Raw genomic sequence first — 18,129 nt, forward strand, 5'->3', positions numbered from 1 at the left:
AGGCTTTTTTCTTTACGAATGCAGCACCTTGCGCAAATCTGCAAGCCGTTCGATCACAGCCAAGGGAACATGAGGCGTCAGCGGCTCATCACCGCGCGCATTCAGCCAGACCGCAGGAATGCCCGCGTCCATTGCACCTGCTATGTCCGCGATCCAGTTGTCCCCGACAAACAGAACCTCATGCGCAGCCACGCCCATTTGCGCCAGAACATGCTGAAAAATCCGCTTGTCCGGCTTGTGGTGGCCGATCAGCTCGGAGATGAAGACGGTGTCCGGCGGGAACAGGTGGGCAAGCTGCAGACGTTCCAGCTTTTTGTCCGTCATGTCGGCGGGGCCGTTCGTCACGATCCCCAGACGGTAACGACCGGACAGCTCGGTTATCAGCGCCGTCGTCTCTTCCACAGGCAACATGTTCTCCTCGTTTTTTTGCCGAAAGAGGGCCTGGAAATCGTCCGACTCCTGCCGCATTGCCTGGCGGTCGAAGTGGTTAAGCGAGTTTTGCAGGCGAACGTGCCGGTATTCGTCAAAGGTGAGCGACCGATCGGCGATTTGCGGCCAGAGCGCATCGTTGTAGTAAGCGAGCTTTTCATAAAAAGCATCCGTGGCCAAATCGCGGGTCAGCGGGTGCGTGCGGATCGTTTCGCGCATGCCGGCTTCCCAGCAGGCGGAAAAATCATAGAGCGTATCATCCAGATCGAATAGAATCACTTTGCAAGCTTCCAACATTTTCACCTCAAGTATCCGTAAGTAGCAATATAGTGAAGATACCTGACGATCGATGTTCTTTCAATGAATTTTCATAGGAAGATCAAATCTGTTAACTTAGTCTGCTATATAATGGAAAAAACGAGAGGGGAGAAGGGAAGCATGCAAACCAATCCGATCGAAATCATCAGCCTGACGGAAGCTACTATCGACCAGGAGCATATTTGCTGTTCGCTCGGTGACTCCAAGACGGCGAACGGCGTACAGGCGAAAAAAGACTGGTTGAAAGCGCGTTTTGCGGAAGGATTGCGATTCAAGAAAGGAAACGTCCGGGGAAAAGTATTCATTGAATATGTGCCGGCCGAATTCGCCTGGGTTCCTGTCGAGGCGCCGGGCTATCTGTTCATCAATTGCCTGTGGGTTTCCGGCCAATTCAAAGGGCAAGGGCTTGCTGCCAGACTGCTAGCCGAATGCGTCCGCGATGCCCAAGAGATGAACGGGATCGTGGTGATCGCGGGAAAAGGAAAGCGTCCCTACCTGTCGGACAAGAAGTTTTTTATTCATCATGGGTTTGTAACCTGTGATGCGGCGCCCCCGTATTTCGAGCTGCTGGTCAAGCGATTTCGCGCTGATGCGCCGCTTCCACGCTTTTGCGGGCATGTGCAGCAGGCCGAGATCGATGAGCGGGACGGGCTGCAGCTGTTTTATACGAATCAGTGCCCGTTTACCGAGTTTTATGCGGACGAGCTGGAGCAGGCGGCTCGTGAGGCAGGCATGCCATTTGGTAAACACAAGCTCGCTACGCGGGAGGAAGCGCGCCGCGCGCCGTCACCGTATACGTCCTACAGCTTGTTTTACCGAGGAAAATTCGTGACGCACGAAATCATGACAAAAGACAAGTTCCACAAAATGAACTGGGAAGAACGGACGTAAAGCATCGCCGGACCTCAACATAACCGAAGCGAGACCGGGACTCCTTATCGCTCAAGGAATCCCGGCCATTTTAATCGCCAATAGATTTGCTCGAAAGCGTGCGCTATTTCTTTTTCCCGATCAACAATTCGATTTCTTCGATTTCCTTCGGGATTTGCGATGAGAGCACCTCGCAGCCGTCTGCTGTTACTAACACATCGTCTTCAATCCGAATGCCGATCGCTTCTTCCTCTATGTACAGGCCAGGTTCAATCGTGATCACCATACCGGGCTGCAAGGCAGCACTGTAATCCGAGACATCGTGTGTATCCAGTCCAAGGTGATGGGACACGGCATGATAGTAGTAGTTGGACAGCTCACTGTCCTCCCGGATGAGTCCGAGACGCAGCAGACCATCTGTGAAGACTTGTTTTGTGACATCATTTAATTGTTGAAGTGTGACACCAGGCTTCACCGCTTCAATGGTCTTGATTTCTGCTTCGAGCACGAGCTGATAAATCTCTTTCTGCCGGTCTGTAAAGCGACCGTTCACGGGAAACGTTCGCGAAATATCAGCCGCATAGTAATTCGATGCGGCACCGAGGTCGAGGAGGACCAAGTCACCATCTTCCGCACGCTGATCATTCGCTTCATAGTGCAAGACAGTAGCATTGATTCCGCTGGCGATAATGGGCAAATAAGGAAGCTCGCGAACGCCATGCGACTTCAACGTGAAATCATAGTGCGCCTCCAGCTCATATTCCATGATTCCAGGACGAGCATGCGACCACATGCGCCGGATTGCTTCATCCGTGATCGCAATCGCACGTCTGATTTCATCGATCTCTGCCGGACTCTTGACCATTCGCAGTGCTTTCAGCCATGGGCCCGCATCGTGAATCTGCAGGGTCGGGTATTTCTTCCGTGCGTCGTCCGCAAACGTCTCTGCAGGTGTCTGCTCATCGCTCCACAGATAGCGGTACAAGTCAAGGTAGAGCGAACCTTTGCCTTCGCAGCGCCTCATAAAGGTTGCAAATGACTGGAGCCACTCATCGAGATAGTCGAAGTGTTCGATGCCTGACTGCTCTTTCGCCTCTTGATCCGATAAAACGGCGCCTGTCCATTTCGCTTCCAGTTCGTTCGGGCGCTGGAGAAATAACGTTTCGGTCACGGTGCCGGCCCGTTTCGTGATCATGAGAATAAGGTTGCTGCGCGCAATGCCGGTTAGATAATAAAAGTTGCGGTTCGGTGAATACGGATAGTTATCGTCATGGCTGCGTGTCTTGACAACCCCTGAAAAGAGTACAAGTGCGCTGTGATCAGGCATTTTTTCTGCGAGCCTTTGTCGGCGATTGATAAACTCTTTTGAATCCATGGTGCTTGTCATGTGTTTTTTCCCCCTTTGTTCATGAGTTTCTTCATGGCCTGCTCCAGCATGTGATAGGCGCTCTGTCGGCTTCTATATTTTAGGATAATTCCATCATTTTGGATACGAAGAAAAAGCTGCTGACGGCTTGCGTCAACAGCTTTTTTCGGTGTCTGCTTATTTCGGCGCCGGAAGCGTCGTTTGCTCCGGTTCGATATCTACCAAAATTTTGACCGCTTGTGTTTGTGGCGGCAAGCTTTTTGTTGCCATCGGACCGTAGAAGGCGACAATTTTTTGCCCCTTCTTCAACTGATCCGCCTTGATCTCGCTGTTATCCACCGTATTGATCAGCTTCGTGTCGGCCGAAAGCTTGAGCAGCACGCTCGCGAAGCCTTTGTCGTTCAGGCCGATACCATTGGAGATGAGGACGGTTTTGGAGCCGTCTTTCTGGGTGGTCACTTCAGCGATTTCCCCTTGGGTCGCCAGCAGTTCAGGCGCGTTTTCGTTCACGACGATTTTGGAAGCGGTCGCCTGCGGCGGAATGCTCATTGTCATCGCCGCGCCGACCGTGGCCGAGATGCTCATGCCTGGCTTCAGATCGGTTACGGCCAGCTTTTTGCCATCAGCCGAAACGATTTCGGTGTCATCGTAGATGCCGAGGCGCATCCCGTAGGCGAATCCGTTGATGGTGACGAAATAGCCTTCTTTGCCATGAACGATTTCGGTCACGGTGCCTTCCTTGATCGGCGCAACATGTACGTCAGGCTGAGCATCCTGGCCGGTGATGGTCAGGTGGAATCTGTCGTTGACTTTCACGTTCTCTTTCAACACCTCGCTGAAGAAAGACAATGGCACATACGTCTTGCCTTCATTCAGGATCGGCGCATCGCCCAGTTTTACTTGCATCTTGTTGATATTGTAGTTGTCCTGGCCGATTTGGATCATGAAGAAGCGCGGGCCTTTGCTGACCTCCAGCATTTTTTTCGCCTGGTTCCATTCGACTTTGTAGCCGAGCTTTTCAGCTGCTTCGCGCAATGGCACCATATAGTGCTCTTTCTCGTTTTGGTAGATATAGTTTTTTTGCGGATCGAGCGCATCGCCATTGATTTGCAGGTTGACCAGCGGCGCAGGCGGATCGATTTGGATTACAGGAGGAGCAATGGTTGACTCCGCATGCACTTGCGGAAGAGTTGTAAACGATGTAGTAAGCAATGCCGCCATCATCAGAGCGGAACCGAGTTGTTTCGCACGTTTCATCAGGAATCATCTCCAATTTCATTGTTGTGTTGTGTGTGGTTCTGCATCCTTTGACGGCAGCATTCATTCGAACGTTTCATCCTGGTTCCATATTTAGTGGCTGAAAACGGGTTTTTACTAGAGCGGAAAAGCATTCTCTCATTAAGAGCGGGCGCAAAAAAATTTTTCGCAGATTTGCTCGTTCGGCCGAGTCTTACTCGCGGAATCTGCCCATAACGATGGTGTCGTAGTAGTTGCCGTCGGAAAGGAGTTTGTCTTTTTTCAGCACTCCTTCAACGGCAAAGCCGAGCTTTTGGTAAAGGGCGATTGCTTTCTCGTTAGTTTCCAAAACGCTTAGCGTAATTTTGCGAACCCCGGTGGAATCCGCCCACGCAATCGACTCCTTCAACAAATTTTGCCCAATCCCGCATCCCCAAAATTGTTGCAGCACGCACACGCCGAATTCGACTTTGTGCGCGAGCCGTTTCAATTCGCTGCCCTGGCATCGGGAAAAGCCGACAAGCCGGTCATCGACAGCCGCTACTAAAAACAGGTTGCGAGAAGCTTCAGCGTCCGCTTTGATCAGCTGTTCAAAGCCGGGCGCATCGATGAATGCTTCGCCTTTTTCCCGATCCATGTTTTCCGTCTCGCCGTCAATTTTCACGCGCAAGGCAGACAGCTGTGCCGCATCGGCGGCGTCTGCGGAGCGGATCGTGTAACAGACTCCCTTTACGTGGAATTCGCGTTTGTCAATGATCATGAGATCCCTCGATTCATCGTTGGTTCGTTTAGCGAAGCAGCCCTTGAAAAACCTGCTCATCCAACTCTTTCGATTTCTCGATCATCTGTGTTTTTTCGTAGGCCGGTTCCTGGACGATCTTGGAGCCCCAGAACATGCTTTCAAAAATATTGTCGATGGACAGCTCAAGCTTCACCAGTTTCATTTGGATGCCTTCCATCGGTTCTTCGCGGACGGTGACGGTACCTGTGATCGAGTAGACGGTTTCAAGCCCGATGACACAGATTGTGGCACGCGGATTGGCTTTCACATTGCCGACAATGCGCGAGTTGGCGGCGACTGCAAAGCGGATCGTGCCGGGATCAACGGTTTTGACCCAGGAGATGGCAGAGATGCTAGGGGTATTCGTCTCGGCGTCGACAGTGGAGAGGAGCACAAGCTTGTCGCCATTGAGGTACTGGGCCAACTCGGGTGAAACGGCATTCTGGACTTCCTTTTTGCTCATGACAAAATTCCTCCTTGATTTTGGGGTGCTGGAACATTCTGAAAACATGCGTGAAAGCCATGTTGTTGAATTGCCACAATCGTACATGGCGTTTGCTAACAGTACGCGGTATAATCATATCATATCTAATGATTGAGTGAATCGAAAAATGTGGAGTGAACATGTGGAGGCATTATGAACGAATCTGGCGATCAAGAACAGCTTCTTCCGGAAGAATTGGATATTTTGCGGCGGCTCACCAACTTTCCCATTCATATTGGCGCTATGACGGTTGTCAGCAATATTTATCGGGCCGGCCAGCGCATGCGCCTGAAAATGGAGCGTGAAGTCCTTTCCCAGTACGGGCTGTCATGGACAGGTTTTGCTTTATTGTACAATGTCTGGATCTGGCAGTCCATGGAAGCTCGCGAACTCGCCAAGTCGATGGGGGTGACGGTCGCTACCGTGAGCAGCATCTCCAATACACTTGAGGCCAAGTCGCTGATCGAGCGCCGGGTCAACCAGCGTGACAGGCGGTTGGTGGAGATCAGCCTGACGGAGCAAGGGCGCGTCGTCATTGAAGAGCTGTATCCGCTGTTTAACCAGCGTGAGGCCGAGATCGTTGAGGGAATGAACGAGAACGAACAGCAAATGCTCGCACATCTGCTGCGCAAAGTGATCAAAAACATGGAATGAAGGAAGCTCTTCGATGGCCCCAAAGCCGTCAGAAGAGCTTTTTGGTTGGAAGGAGCCGGGCGCCAGTGAAATCGTTAGATATAAATCGCTTGACATCTAACGATCTGCATTTTAATCTTATCGTATCAAATGATTTGATAAATTCAAAAAATTACAAACCAGCACCAGCCTCAACGACCAGCCAATGCTGAAATTCGCAAGACCGAAGGGAGGAGAGCGCGGGCATCCCGGTTCACAACGTTTTGGAAACGGTTGCAAGTATTGTCTTTTTGCATGGAAGCGCAATGCTTCCCTTAATCAAACGTGGGGGTTGATTCATTCATGAGCAAAACCACTTCCGCAGAAACTGGCGCCATTGCCGAATCAATGGGCTACAAGCAGGAATTGAAGCGTGTGCTGAAGACGAGGGATCTGATTGTTTTCGGGATGGTCTTCATGGCGCCGGTGTCCGCGCAAACCTTGATCGGCAATCTGTCCATCGTGTCGGCAGGCCACGCGGTGCTCGCCTACCTGGTTGGGCTGTTGGCGATGCTATTTACGGCCTACAGCTATGGAAAAATGGCGGGGGCGTTTCCCATCGCGGGCTCGACGTACAGCTATACCTCGAAAGCGATCCATCCATACCTCGGCTTTATCGCCGGCTGGTGTATTCTCCTCGATTATTTGCTGATTCCGATGCTGTTGTATAAGCTGAGCGCCGTTTTTGCCCTGGAGCTGTTTCCGACGGTGCCGCTCTGGCTGATGCTGCTGATTTTCCTGGTCCCTGTCACGCTGTTCAACTACTACGGGGCAAAGGCGACATCCCGCATCAACCTGATCATGACAGGCTTCATGCTGCTCTCCATCGTTCTGTTCGTCATATTTGCCGTGAAAGCATTGCTCGGAGGCGCGGGTGCAGGTGCCATTTTCTCGATGAAAGGGATTTACAATTCGGCTACGTTTTCCTGGGACTCCCTGATTGCTGCGGCATCTATCGCGGTGTTGTCCTATCTCGGCTTCGACTCGGTGACGACGATGGCGGAAGATTCCGATGTGACCGGAAAAATGGTGGGCAGAGCTGCGCTCTGGGCTTTGGTGATCAGCACGTTTTTTTATGTGGCGCAAGCTTATTTCGCCGCTTTGGTCGCACCTGACTTCCATTCGTTCCAATCGCCTGATACGGCTTTTTTTGAAATCGCCACAAAAGTTGGCGGAGACGGCTTGGCACTCATCTGTACGTTGATTATTTCGATATCCGGCATTTCCACCGCCTTGGCGGGCCAGGCGGCGGCTTCCCGCGTCCTGTATGGCATGGGGCGCGACCGCGTGCTGCCGAATCTGTTCGCGTTTCTGCATCCCAAGCACAAAACGCCGGTGTACAGCATTCTGTTCATGGCGGTTGTCGGCTACATCGGGTCGCTTTTGATTGATCTCGGGTATTTGTTTCTGATCATCGTCTTCGGCGCGCTGATCGGGTTCATCTGCGTCAATCTGTCGGTTTTCACCGAGTTTTATGTGCGGCGCAAGCAGCGCGGGGGCCTTGGCTTTTTTACGAATCTGGTATTGCCGCTCATCGGTCTGATCATTTGCCTGTATATTTTGTGGGGGATGGACCGGATCGGTCATCTTGTCGGCATCAGCTGGATGGCGGTCGGTATCATCGTGCTTGCGATCATGACGCAAGGGTTCAAGCGGACGGGCGAGATTTTGAAAGAGGAAACGTTTTAGCTTTTTCCTTCATTCCCAAGTGGCAGCGGGCACGCGAAAAATTGTATAATCATTGCGAATCGTCCAAAATGTGTACCGTTTTCTAGCCTGGGATAGAAGGAGTGGGACTTTCGCACATGCATACATCTTATGAGGTCGCGATTATCGGAGCAGGTTCAATGGGGATGGCTGCGGGCTATTACTTAGCCAAGCGGGGCGTAAAGACGCTGCTGATCGATTCGTTTGATCCGCCGCACAGTTTGGGCAGCCATCACGGGGATACGCGCATTATCCGGCATGCTTACGGCGAAGGCAGGCAGTATGTGCCGCTCGCGCTGCGTGCGCAAGAGCTGTGGAAGGAGCTGGAGCAGGAAGCGGGCGTCCATCTGTTTGAAAACACGGGCGTACTCTGCGTGGGATCGCCGGAATCGACGTTTTTGCCTGAAGTGATCGCAAGCGCACAAGCGTACTCGCTGCCGTTGGACGTGCTTGATGCAGACGAGGTGATGCGCCGGTGGCCGGGGATTGCGCTTCCCGAAGGGTACCGCGCGAGCTTTGAGCCGACATCTGGCGTTCTGTACAGCGAGCAGTGCATCCGGGCTTTCCGCAAGCTGGCCGTCGAGGCAGGCGCGACGCTTGTCGTGAACACCCCGGTCGAGTCGATCGATGTTGCGGCACAAGGAGCTGTGATTCAAGCGGGCGGCAACCGGTATGCGGCGGATAAGCTGATCGTGAGCGCAGGCGGATGGCTGGGCAAGCTGGCAGGTGCATGCGGGCTATCTTTGCCGGTCAAGCCTACGCGAAAAACGGTCGGGTGGTTCCAGGCGGATGAGCAGCTTTACCACCCTGGGCATTTCCCCGCCTTTTCCGTCAATTTGGCGGGCGGAGAGTCTTATTACGGGTTCCCCAATTTCGGCGGTCAAGGCGTGAAGATCGGACGCCACGATCTCGGACAGCCGTCCGATCCGGATCAGTTGAACCGCGAGTTCGGCATATACGAGGAGGACGAGGGCGATGTGCGCCGCTTTGCCGAGTGCTTCCTGCCGCAGGCTGCGGGCCCGCTCTTGCAAGGCAAGGTGTGCATTTACACCTTCACGCCTGATGAGCACTTCATCCTGGACCGTCATCCAGAGCATGCGCATGTCTTGCTTGTCGGCGGGACGTCCGGCCACGGCTTCAAGTTCGCAAGCGCGATCGGCGAGGTGCTCGCAGATTTGAGCACAACCGGTGCGAGCAAACATGACTTGTCGCTGTTTCGCATCGGACGCTTTGCACAATCGTAATCGTTATCGTTATCGAATGGAACCAAAAAGGGCCTTGTGGGGCCCTTTTTGGTTGTGCAGGCTCATCTGGCCGGCTTCATGGCTGACGATGTCCTCCCACGAAACTCGCTGGGCCATTTGGTCAGTCTGTGTCCATCCTTCAGGCGAGAGACTCCACTCGGCTGGCGGTATGGCGGGATCGATTTCGACCTGTGCATGTCGAATGACATAGAGAAATGACATGCTATCCTTCCTTCCTCGATTACTGTCGGCGGGTTATATCCATTATAATCGCAGGAAATCGTTGGATTTTGACGAATTACGATATATACTGCCATTTTTTGCTCATCCTTCGAGCGTTTTTTTCCGAATAGATATATAGAAGAGTTTTTCAGATCACGTGAAATAGGGAGTGGCAAGATGGAAAAATCTACATATATAGGGCTTGGCCTTGGCGTCATAGCGGTCGGTTTAGGGATGGTGCTAAAAGGTGCAAGTCTTGCCGCGCTAGTCAACCCCGCTGCATTTCTGATCATCATCGCCGGTACGGCTGCAGCTGTCATGATTGCATTTCCAATGAATGAAATGAAAAAAGTGCCCAAGCTGTTCGGCGTCTTGTTCAAAGAGCAAGCGCTGCCAAACAAGCGGGAACTGATTAACCAGTTCATGAACTGGGCATCGATCGCACGCCGTGAAGGCTTGCTGGCTCTGGAAAATACGTCCGACGAGATTCAGGACCCCTTCCTGAAAAACGGGATGAAAATGATCATCGACGGTGGCGAGCCGGAATTCGTCCGCGATGTGTTGAACGAAGAGATTTATGCGATCGAGGATCGCCATCAGGCAGGCGCACAAATTTTTACGCAGGCCGGAACTTATGCGCCGACGCTCGGGGTGCTCGGTGCGGTAGTCGGTCTGATTGCCGCGCTCGGGAATTTGTCGGACATCGAAAAGCTGGGTCACTCCATTTCAGCGGCGTTCATCGCAACCCTTTTGGGGATCTTCACCGGGTACGTGCTGTGGCACCCTTTCGCCAACAAGCTGAAACGCAAATCCAAGCAAGAGATCGAAATCAAAAAGATTATGGTGGAAGGGTTGCTTTCCATCCAGGCGGGTGTCTCGCCGACCGCAATTGAGCAGAAGCTGCTGGTTTACATCCCTGTGAGCGAACGTGCTGCTGCCAAGGCGGAGACGCAGGAAGAAGGTGTCGAGGTGAATGGCTAAGAAAGGGAGAAGGGAACATCATGAAGAGCACGTTGATGAATCCTGGCTCATTCCGTACGCGGACTTGTTGACACTTCTGCTCGCGCTTTTCATCGTGTTGTTTGCGTCGTCCAAAGTGGACGCGAAAAAATTCGAACAGATCATGCAATCATTCAATGTAGCGTTATCCGGCGGCGTCGGGGTGCTGCAGCAGCCGGCCCCTGTGCCTGTCAATGCGAAAGATGTGCAGTCGATCCAGCGCACCGTCACCAAAGGGACCGGGAAGAGCGACAATCAGGAAGAAGAAAAATCCGAGGAACAGAAAAAATTTGAAGCGGCCTATCAAAAAGAGACCAATGATTTGAAGCAGTTGCAGCAGCAGATCAACGATTATATCGTGCAGCACAAGATGACGGACAGGCTGCAAACCAAGCTGTCCGAAGAAGGCTTGATGATCACGATTTTGGACAATGCGCTGTTCGCGTCGGGAAGTGCAACGATCCGTCCGGATGCCCGCGAGCTGGCGAAGGAAATCGCCAAACAGCTGGTGCCGCTGCCCAAGCAGGTGACCGTAACCGGTCATACGGACACGATGCCGATCAATACATATGAATTCCCGTCCAACTGGGATTTGAGCACCAAGCGTGCGACGAACTTCCTCAAAATCTTGTTGGAAAACAAAAGCTTGGACCCATCCCGCTTCAGCGCCACGGGCAAAGGCGAATACCATCCGGTCGCAACCAACGCAACCCCGGAAGGCCGAGCCAAAAACCGCCGCGTCGAGCTGATGGTCCTCCGCGACTTCACCGATTTGCATCAACCGACAAAGAAGACAAGTAATTAAGCTGGGGATTATTCCTCAGCTTTTTCTATTGTCGTGCATATCGTGTTGTTCGCAAAGCTGTTTGGAAATTGCCGGAACAACATTCGATGGGAATTTTTCTCTTAGCATGTAACTTTTTGCTGGGAAATGACATCTAATTGGACGCGGGTAAAACATGGAGCATTTCTCATGACAGCCTCCTGTTTTGCCGTGAACTGAGTTACGTTAGAGGTGAAAACCGTTTGTTTTCTTATCAGTCTCCACAGGAGCAATTTGATCAGATTTATCACACGTATCATCGCGACGTGTATCATTTTCTATTTTGTTTTACAGGCAATCGGGGGGATGCAGAAGATTTGATGCAAGAAACTTTCATCCGCGTCGTCAAATCTCTCGAAAAATTCAAAGGTCATTCTCAACTGAAAACGTGGATCTTGGCAATCGCCAAAAATGCAGCGCGAGAATGGGCGAGGAAGAAGAAGTTCTCTCATATTTTTTCCGAGGCGTTCTTGAAATCCGTACCCACCAATGAGGGGCTGCCGGAAACGCAGATGTTGGACAAAGAAGACTACCAGCGCATTTTGGCTGCATTGCAAACGTTGAAACCACAGTATCGGACCGTGGTGATCCTGCGGCTTTTCGAGGAGTACAGTGTCAAAGAAACGGCAGAAATCCTCGCATGTTCGGAAACAAAAGTAAAGGTTGATTACCACCGGGCGATCAAAAAGATGCAAGACGAGCTGGAACCATCGATGGAAGGGGAGTGGGCGAATGGATGGGCAAAGTGACAAAGTGTGGCGCTATGCCGTAAGAAATTCACCCGATTTTGAACCGCGGGAAGAATTCGTTACGAAGACGCGTGATCGTTGTATCGCCCAACTGAAAAAACAGGAAAAAAGAAAACGATGGTTGGCCCTTCAGTATCAAGGTATCGTAGTTGCGGCAACATTCCTTTTGGTCTGGGGAGTCTCCTCGTTTGAACATGCGGGATGGTGGAGTCAACAAGCACAGGCTCCACAGGCGGAAAAGCACGATAGGGAGGGGAAGGCGGCCAGCGGCGCATTGTCTGCGGAAATGCAGAGGTCGTTGAACAAGCTGCAATCGCATTTTCCCATTCTGCAGACATATTCCCGCATAAGCGTTGGGGATGTCAATGAAGAGGTGAAGTCGGTCGTTTTGGTGAAGGACAATGGGACGGTGGCTACCATTTATTTTGATCATGAGGGGGACGTTGGCAAATTTTATTTGTCCCAAAAACGTGTAGAAACACAGCATGCCATTCCCGAGGACAAAGCTACGGCGCAGGCGGCCAGGCTGCTGGATGCGATTGTGGGTCCGAGCCCGTATCCATTTGACGTCACATCGGTTTGGACGGAGAAGTCCTTTGATTTGCAAATGCATCCGACCATTCGCGCGTACACGATCAACTTTAAGGCTACGATCGACGCAGCTTCAGCCTACTACGCTACCGTTGAGCTTGACAGTGAAGGGGCTTTTCTCTCCTATGAAAAGGTGAAAAAACCTCATTCCTATGATTCCTGGTACAAGGCAGATTTCAATAAACGAATAATGCCGAAAGATGAACATGCAAATTAATTCCAAAAAGCTGTAACCTTTTTGGGGAACATGTCACTAATAGACAGGACAATGAGTAAAGTAACCTACCGAGGAGGAGTAACAGATGAAAGCAAAAAAAATAATCGGCGCACTCGCCATACTGTGCATGCTCACGGGAACCACGGCTTTGGCAGCTGACCCGGGAGCTGGTAAAGCTCCGACAAATGCGCAAGCAACCAAAGAAAAAGAAAAGCCTCTCGTCATTCAAAATGCCGTGCTGGATGAGAAAGCTAAGCAATCGATCGAAAAGATGAAAACGATCCTTCCTGACTTGAAAGGGTTTATAATTCGGGAGATTCGTCTGACCCGTACAGCAGCAAAATCGTACTATACCATCGCAATGTCGAAGTCAAAAGAGCTTACCTATCCTTCTGCGACCTTGTATATCATGGAGAACACAGGGGAAGTGAAGGCGTTTTCTCTTCAAAAAGACAGACCAACATATCCGGCAGACTATCTGAACAACTTTAACAAAACTCCTGAATTGGAGAAGGCGAGAAAGGTAACGAAGGCGGCAGCCGATAAGTTGATGGCGCAAATGTTAGGAAAAAATGCGGCGAACTACGTTGCGAACGATGTCAATTTTGGCGCGAGCAGCGACAGATACACCACGGTCGGTCATATGATTTACAACGCCAAGGTACAAGACCCAAATGCCCCACTTGATTCGATATCCATACAAATCGATGCCAGTGGAGCACCAGTCATGTTTCTGCATTATTTTTAAGGCTCTTTTTGTATATTTCTCTTTTATTTTCATATCAAAGCAAACTTCAGCAGCGAAGGGATTTTCGGAAAAAAGTGGAGCGACGCCTTTACGATGCCAGCCACACCCCGACCCCCAGCAGGCATCGTAAGAGCGGAGCGTAACTTTTTTCCGAAAATCCCCGACCCTCCACTACACTAACCGACTTACCGAAGCCCCTCAGCTTTGATATGCTCCAACAACCCCCTGCTTCCAGCCAAAACAAGATCATACACATGCCCAAACCGCCCGGTGTAATACGGGTCCTCCACATTCTCTTCCGATAGCTCGCGCGCGAAATCGAGCAGGCGATAGATCGGTTTATCGGCTGGCGCCATGCGACGCAAGGCAGCGAGGTTTTGCTCATCCATGCAGACGATGTAATCGAACTGGTCAAAATCGATCGGTTGAATCTGACGCGCGACCAAATCGTCATGGAAAATGCCGTTTTTTTTCAATACATCACGCGTCCCTTGGTGCGGCGGTTCTCCCGCGTGCCAATCTCCGGTTCCCGCCGAGTCGATGCGGATCTGTTGCTCCAGTCCCTCTTCCTTTACCAAATGGCGAAAAACCGCCTCAGCCATCGGCGAGCGGCAAATATTCCCCAAGCAGACAAACAAGACATGTACCATTGAAATGCTTCCCCCTTTTTCCGGTCAATCGAGCCGCGGATTGCTGAAGAAAAAGCCGTATTCCCCATACCTTTTATCATAGGTCAACGCGCCGCCGTCAAAATACCAAAAGTCTTGCGGACGAATGACAAACGTCATCCCTTCCACTTCAAAAGCCGCATCATTGGCCAGTTGCTCATCTTTTTCAATCGCATAAAACAAACCGCCTGTTCCCGGCCCTCCCGTCCGGACATACAGCCGAAGGGTATCGCCGGGGCGGAAATCCGCATAACGCTGATACGCCAGCGCAAATTCTGGCTGGATGCGCAACTCTATCTTCACGAACAAAACGCCTCCAAACGATCATCTCAAAAAAAATCGACACGTTCCTATTGTACGCGTTCCAAAGTGGTGGTGGCAAAGGGAAATCACGATGACGGTCATCGTAACGAACAGCAAAAAGGCACTCGGTGGATGAGTGCCTTTCGTGCCCGTCCAGAGCGCATCTGGTCAATCGCCTCCATAGCTGACATCCTTGTCCGCATGCTGGAAAGGCTGTGTCGGTGGAATGTCATGGAGCAAATCTTTGTTATCCGGGGAGTTCCAGCCGATGTCGTTGGTGGGATGGACCCACTCGTCACCTGCCATCACGCTCGGATCGGTTTCGGTGCTCCACTGATTCAGCGGGGAGTTGGCCGAGTTGTAAAAGCTGTCGCCAATCACGACGCCGTGCTCATTCACGAACGGCGCCTGCATGTCTTTGGTCGATTGCTTGAAATCGGGCGCATCAATTTGATGCGGCATTGTGCCGTCAATTCCTACCTGCTGGAGCGTTTGTTTTTCCCGCGAGTTGTCTTTCGCCATTGCCGCTTCCTCCCAAACATGGATTCTGGTAAGAGTATGCAACCGATCTGCCATGATTATGCGCCATTGGAAAATAACAGGTATAACCGTGAACGAAGAGACAAAAACTTGAACTAGCTTATGGTGAAGGATGTGAAGCTTTTGCCAAGCGGAAGGCGCACGAGCAATTTCGGGAGAAAATGGAGCCGTCTCAAAGAGATGGCGACCAAGCAGCAGCAAAAAGAAACCCCGTTGCACGAACTGATCAGCTATGATGTCGAAGCGCTCAAGCAATTGCCGCTTTCGTCGAATTTGGCAGAGAATAAGAGATCGCTGGAAGGCCTGTTTTATGAGTGCTCGGACATGGTTTTCCGTGAGTTTATCATTGAAGGAACATCGACAAAAGCGCTTCTCGTCTTTATCGACGGGATGGTCAATACGGAATTGGTGGACACCAGCTTGCTGCGCTCGCTCTTGATCCAGGAAGGGCAGGAAGCTGACATCGAATGCTTGATGCAGCATTCCATTAATGCGACACAGCTGAGCCTGCTCGATAATTTCGGCAAGATGGTTTTGCAGGTGCTAAACGGCGACACCATCCTTTTGGTCGACGGCAATGACAAGGCTGTCAGCGTGGGCTATCGCGGAGCCGAGCATCGGAGTGTAGCGGAGCCGGAAACGGAGACCGTCATCCGTGGTCCCCGCGAAGGTTTTAATGAAAATATCCGCACGAACACGGCGCTGCTGCGCCGCAAGCTGAAAACGCCGCGCTTGAAGATGAAATCGATCGTGATCGGAGACGAGACCCATACGAATCTGGTCGTGGCCTATCTGGAAGGAATCGTTTCCCACGATCTGGTGGAAGAAGTGCTGGCCCGTCTGAAGAAAGTCCATGTCGACGGCATTCTGGAATCGGGCTACATCGAGGAGTTTATCCAGGACGACACCTGGACGCTGTTCCCGCAAATCATGCATACGGAACGGCCGGATACGGTAGCGGCCTCCCTGTTGGAAGGGCGCATTTCCATCCTGGTGGATGGCACGCCGTTTGCCCTGATTGTCCCGTCCACGTTTTGGTCCATGATGCAGGCGTCGGAAGACTACTACGAACGCTGGGAAATTTCCACCTTGCTGCGGCTGCTGCGCGTGCTGCTGCTCGGCGTCGCCTTGTTCACGCCGGCGCTTTATATTGCGGTCACTACGTTCCACCAGGAGATGCTGCCCACGTCGCTCATGCTCAGCATCGCGGCCGCGAGGGAATCGATCCCGTTTCCGGCTGTGGTGGAGGCGCTCTTGATGGAGATCGCCTTCGAGGCGCTGCGGGAGGCGGGCATCCGGCTGCCGCGTACGATCGGGCAAGCCGTGTCCATTCTCGGCGCCTTGGTGGTGGGGCAAGCGGCGGTGCAAGCGGGGATCGTGAGCGCACCCGTGGTTATCGTCGTTTCGACCACGGGGATCGCGACGTTTGTCATTCCGCGTTTCAACCTGGCGATCCCGATCCGGATGCTTCGTTTCCCGCTGATGATTTTGGCCTCGATCCTCGGCGTCTTCGGGATCATTATCGGCTTCATGTTCATTGTGGGTCATCTCTGCAAGCTTCGGTCGTTCGGCACCCCTTACTTTTGGCCAATGGGGCCGATGCAGTTCTCGGAATGGAAGGATTCGCTCATCCGCAATCCGATTTGGCAAAACATGCAGCGTCCTGTTCAGTTGAATACCCGAAACGCTACGCGGGTAAGCGAGGAAACGCATAAAGAGATTGCCGATCAAGGAGGGATGAAGGGTGAAAAACCGTAAAAAGCACGCGTGCCTGATCGTGACGCTGCTGCCAGCCCTTTTCCTTGCCGGATGCTGGGACAGGCGGGAGATCAATGACGTCGCGTTTGTCCTGGCGAATTCTTTCGATATTGACAAGAATGGACAATACAAACAGGCGGCCCTCATCGCGCTGCCCGGGCAGATGGGCGGGTCGACAGGAGGCGGCGGCGGCACGAGCGGCAAAAGTCCCTACTATATCGATGACTCGGTCGGCTTTCCCCTTACGAATGGGGCTGGCAAGATGCAGGTAAGGATGTCGCGGGTGCTCAACTATTCCCACAGACGTGTGATCATCATCGGCGAAGAGCTGGCGCGAAAAGGGATTCGCATCATCTTCGATGTGCTTGCCCGCATTCCGCAAAACCGGATCACCACCTATTTCGTCATCGGCAAGGATTCGGGGGAAAAGCTGCTGAAGGCAAAACCCCATTTGGAGCGTTTTTCCGGCGAGGCGATCCGCGAGATCATTACGCTGAATCCGTCAGGCAAAGTCAATCTGAACGAGATTTGGCAGAAGTTGAGCAATCAGGGGGTCGACATGACGCTGCCGGTCTTTAAGACCTTGAAGAACAAGGGGCCTTCACCGAGCGACGAAGCCATGATGATTGGCACTGCACTGTTTTCGGGCGACAGGATGGTCGGTATGGTCACGGGGAGCGAGGCGCGCGCGATCCTGTGGTTGACCAACAAATTTCAACGGTACCGCGATGTCATCCCGTTCGGGGATAAATCAAAGGACAGAGTGGGCATTCAGATTGAATCGGGCGACAAAAAGCTGGAGCTGGTCAGCGTGAAAGAACCGCTGCGGTTCCGGCTTTCCCTTCACGCGGAAGGAAGCATTCTGGAAAGCACGGCAATTGTGAACCTGGATAATGAACAATATATCAAAGAAATGGAGAAAATCTGGGCGAAACATATGAAAACCGAAATGGAGAAGCTGATCGCCAAGATGCAAAATTTGCACAGCGATGTGATGGGGGCGGGGTATTTGCTCTACCAAACGCATCCGAAGGAGTGGGACAAGGTGAAAAACCGATGGTACGACGTATTCAAGAAAGCCAAGTTTGACATTCAAGCAAATCTGCTGATCCGTCGGGTTGGTCAAGTCACGGAAAATGTAGACATCTGGAAGCACCAACCGTCTGCGCCAACGAAATGAATACCATCATCGTCTGCATCATTCTGGCTTACAGCCAATTTTGCAAGAATCTCGACAAGCACATCTGGCGGAAACAGGGCAAGCGGCTCTATTATATTTTGTTCGTGGCGTCACTTGTGATCGCCATCATGAAGGATTTTCACTTTCCGCTGAAGCTGCCTGCCGAATGGATGAGCCAATGGTGGGGAGGGTGGGGCCAAGATATTTTGAGAGGAGACTAGTGC

The 18,129-nt window shown here is 52.0% G+C and carries 20 protein-coding genes; 12 read left to right on the forward strand and 8 right to left on the reverse strand.

Features of this window, described 5'->3' with window-relative positions:
* Nucleotides 1–12: 12 nt before the first annotated feature.
* Nucleotides 13–726 (reverse strand): HAD family hydrolase, encoded by a 714-nt coding sequence (locus ACTID9_RS04020; RefSeq protein ID WP_441072404.1) that lies wholly within the window; start codon nucleotides 724–726, stop codon nucleotides 13–15.
* 141 nt (nucleotides 727–867) lie between these two features.
* Between ACTID9_RS04020 and ACTID9_RS04025 the strand changes: the two genes are divergently transcribed.
* Complete coding sequence (locus tag ACTID9_RS04025; RefSeq protein WP_441069938.1) at nucleotides 868–1,638, forward strand: GNAT family N-acetyltransferase; 771 nt, start codon at nucleotides 868–870, stop codon at nucleotides 1,636–1,638.
* Nucleotides 1,639–1,741: 103 nt separating this feature from the next.
* Here the strand turns inward: ACTID9_RS04025 and ACTID9_RS04030 are convergent, their stop codons facing one another.
* The 4 genes from ACTID9_RS04030 to ACTID9_RS04045 form a co-directional block, all read right to left on the reverse strand.
* Nucleotides 1,742–2,992: an aminopeptidase P N-terminal domain-containing protein gene (locus tag ACTID9_RS04030; protein WP_441072405.1), complete on the reverse strand. Its 1,251-nt coding sequence runs from the start codon at nucleotides 2,990–2,992 to the stop codon at nucleotides 1,742–1,744.
* A gap of 168 nt (nucleotides 2,993–3,160) precedes the next feature.
* Nucleotides 3,161–4,240, reverse strand: coding sequence for a copper amine oxidase N-terminal domain-containing protein (locus ACTID9_RS04035; protein ID WP_441069939.1), 1,080 nt, complete (start codon nucleotides 4,238–4,240; stop codon nucleotides 3,161–3,163).
* 193 nt (nucleotides 4,241–4,433) lie between these two features.
* On the reverse strand, nucleotides 4,434–4,979 hold the full coding sequence (locus ACTID9_RS04040; protein ID WP_441069940.1) for an N-acetyltransferase family protein: 546 nt from the start codon (nucleotides 4,977–4,979) through the stop codon (nucleotides 4,434–4,436).
* 28 nt (nucleotides 4,980–5,007) lie between these two features.
* Nucleotides 5,008–5,463 carry a pyridoxamine 5'-phosphate oxidase family protein gene (locus tag ACTID9_RS04045; RefSeq protein ID WP_441069941.1) on the reverse strand — a complete coding sequence of 152 codons (456 nt, stop codon included), beginning with the start codon at nucleotides 5,461–5,463 and terminating at the stop codon, nucleotides 5,008–5,010.
* A 174-nt stretch (nucleotides 5,464–5,637) separates the two neighbouring features.
* On the opposite strand from ACTID9_RS04045, the gene ACTID9_RS04050 reads away from it, so the two are divergent.
* The 8 genes from ACTID9_RS04050 to ACTID9_RS04085 all read left to right on the forward strand — a co-directional run bounded on the left by ACTID9_RS04050 (nucleotide 5,638) and on the right by ACTID9_RS04085 (nucleotide 13,456).
* The gene (locus ACTID9_RS04050) at nucleotides 5,638–6,138 is read left to right on the forward strand and encodes a MarR family winged helix-turn-helix transcriptional regulator (RefSeq protein ID WP_441069942.1); all 501 of its coding nucleotides are present in this window, start codon (nucleotides 5,638–5,640) and stop codon (nucleotides 6,136–6,138) included.
* 321 nt (nucleotides 6,139–6,459) lie between these two features.
* Entirely contained in the window at nucleotides 6,460–7,845 is a 1,386-nt protein-coding gene (locus ACTID9_RS04055) for an APC family permease (RefSeq protein WP_441069943.1), read from the forward strand.
* A gap of 116 nt (nucleotides 7,846–7,961) precedes the next feature.
* A complete protein-coding gene (gene solA, locus ACTID9_RS04060; protein WP_441069944.1) occupies nucleotides 7,962–9,107 on the forward strand; it encodes an N-methyl-L-tryptophan oxidase in 1,146 nt (381 codons plus the stop codon).
* Between the two features lie 399 nt (nucleotides 9,108–9,506).
* Nucleotides 9,507–10,310, forward strand: a complete 804-nt coding sequence (motA, locus tag ACTID9_RS04065) for a flagellar motor stator protein MotA (RefSeq protein ID WP_441069945.1) — start codon at nucleotides 9,507–9,509, stop codon at nucleotides 10,308–10,310.
* On the forward strand, nucleotides 10,303–11,133 hold the full coding sequence (motB, locus tag ACTID9_RS04070) for a flagellar motor protein MotB (RefSeq protein ID WP_441069946.1): 831 nt from the start codon (nucleotides 10,303–10,305) through the stop codon (nucleotides 11,131–11,133). Before motA ends, motB begins: the two co-directional genes overlap by 8 nt.
* Before the next feature lie 221 nt (nucleotides 11,134–11,354).
* Nucleotides 11,355–11,900: an RNA polymerase sigma factor gene (locus tag ACTID9_RS04075; protein WP_441069947.1), complete on the forward strand. Its 546-nt coding sequence runs from the start codon at nucleotides 11,355–11,357 to the stop codon at nucleotides 11,898–11,900.
* The gene (locus ACTID9_RS04080) at nucleotides 11,884–12,708 is read left to right on the forward strand and encodes a hypothetical protein (protein ID WP_441069948.1); all 825 of its coding nucleotides are present in this window, start codon (nucleotides 11,884–11,886) and stop codon (nucleotides 12,706–12,708) included. Before ACTID9_RS04075 ends, ACTID9_RS04080 begins: the two co-directional genes overlap by 17 nt.
* A gap of 85 nt (nucleotides 12,709–12,793) precedes the next feature.
* Nucleotides 12,794–13,456, forward strand: a complete 663-nt coding sequence (locus ACTID9_RS04085; protein ID WP_441069949.1) for a hypothetical protein — start codon at nucleotides 12,794–12,796, stop codon at nucleotides 13,454–13,456.
* A gap of 185 nt (nucleotides 13,457–13,641) precedes the next feature.
* On the opposite strand, the gene ACTID9_RS04090 is transcribed toward ACTID9_RS04085, so the two are convergent.
* The 3 genes from ACTID9_RS04090 to ACTID9_RS04100 form a co-directional block, all read right to left on the reverse strand.
* Nucleotides 13,642–14,106, reverse strand: a complete 465-nt coding sequence (locus tag ACTID9_RS04090) for a low molecular weight protein-tyrosine-phosphatase (RefSeq protein ID WP_441069950.1) — start codon at nucleotides 14,104–14,106, stop codon at nucleotides 13,642–13,644.
* A gap of 24 nt (nucleotides 14,107–14,130) precedes the next feature.
* Nucleotides 14,131–14,427, reverse strand: coding sequence for an iron-sulfur cluster biosynthesis family protein (locus ACTID9_RS04095; RefSeq protein ID WP_441069951.1), 297 nt, complete (start codon nucleotides 14,425–14,427; stop codon nucleotides 14,131–14,133).
* Between the two features lie 168 nt (nucleotides 14,428–14,595).
* Nucleotides 14,596–14,949: a DUF3905 domain-containing protein gene (locus ACTID9_RS04100; protein WP_441069952.1), complete on the reverse strand. Its 354-nt coding sequence runs from the start codon at nucleotides 14,947–14,949 to the stop codon at nucleotides 14,596–14,598.
* Between the two features lie 198 nt (nucleotides 14,950–15,147).
* Between ACTID9_RS04100 and ACTID9_RS04105 the strand changes: the two genes are divergently transcribed.
* Genes ACTID9_RS04105 through ACTID9_RS04115 form a run of 3 tightly spaced genes read left to right on the forward strand, consistent with a single transcriptional unit; the run spans nucleotide 15,148 to nucleotide 18,126 of the window.
* Nucleotides 15,148–16,725: a spore germination protein gene (locus tag ACTID9_RS04105; protein ID WP_441072407.1), complete on the forward strand. Its 1,578-nt coding sequence runs from the start codon at nucleotides 15,148–15,150 to the stop codon at nucleotides 16,723–16,725.
* A complete protein-coding gene (locus tag ACTID9_RS04110) occupies nucleotides 16,712–17,905 on the forward strand; it encodes a Ger(x)C family spore germination protein (RefSeq protein WP_441069953.1) in 1,194 nt (397 codons plus the stop codon). Before ACTID9_RS04105 ends, ACTID9_RS04110 begins: the two co-directional genes overlap by 14 nt.
* Nucleotides 17,902–18,126 carry a hypothetical protein gene (locus tag ACTID9_RS04115; protein WP_441069954.1) on the forward strand — a complete coding sequence of 75 codons (225 nt, stop codon included), beginning with the start codon at nucleotides 17,902–17,904 and terminating at the stop codon, nucleotides 18,124–18,126. The genes ACTID9_RS04110 and ACTID9_RS04115 overlap by 4 nt, the downstream gene beginning before the upstream one ends.
* Nucleotides 18,127–18,129 lie beyond the last annotated feature (3 nt).

The organism is Brevibacillus fluminis (assembly GCF_052072235.1).
In the GTDB taxonomy this organism is placed as follows: Bacteria; Bacillota; Bacilli; order Brevibacillales; family Brevibacillaceae; genus Brevibacillus_D; species Brevibacillus_D fluminis_A.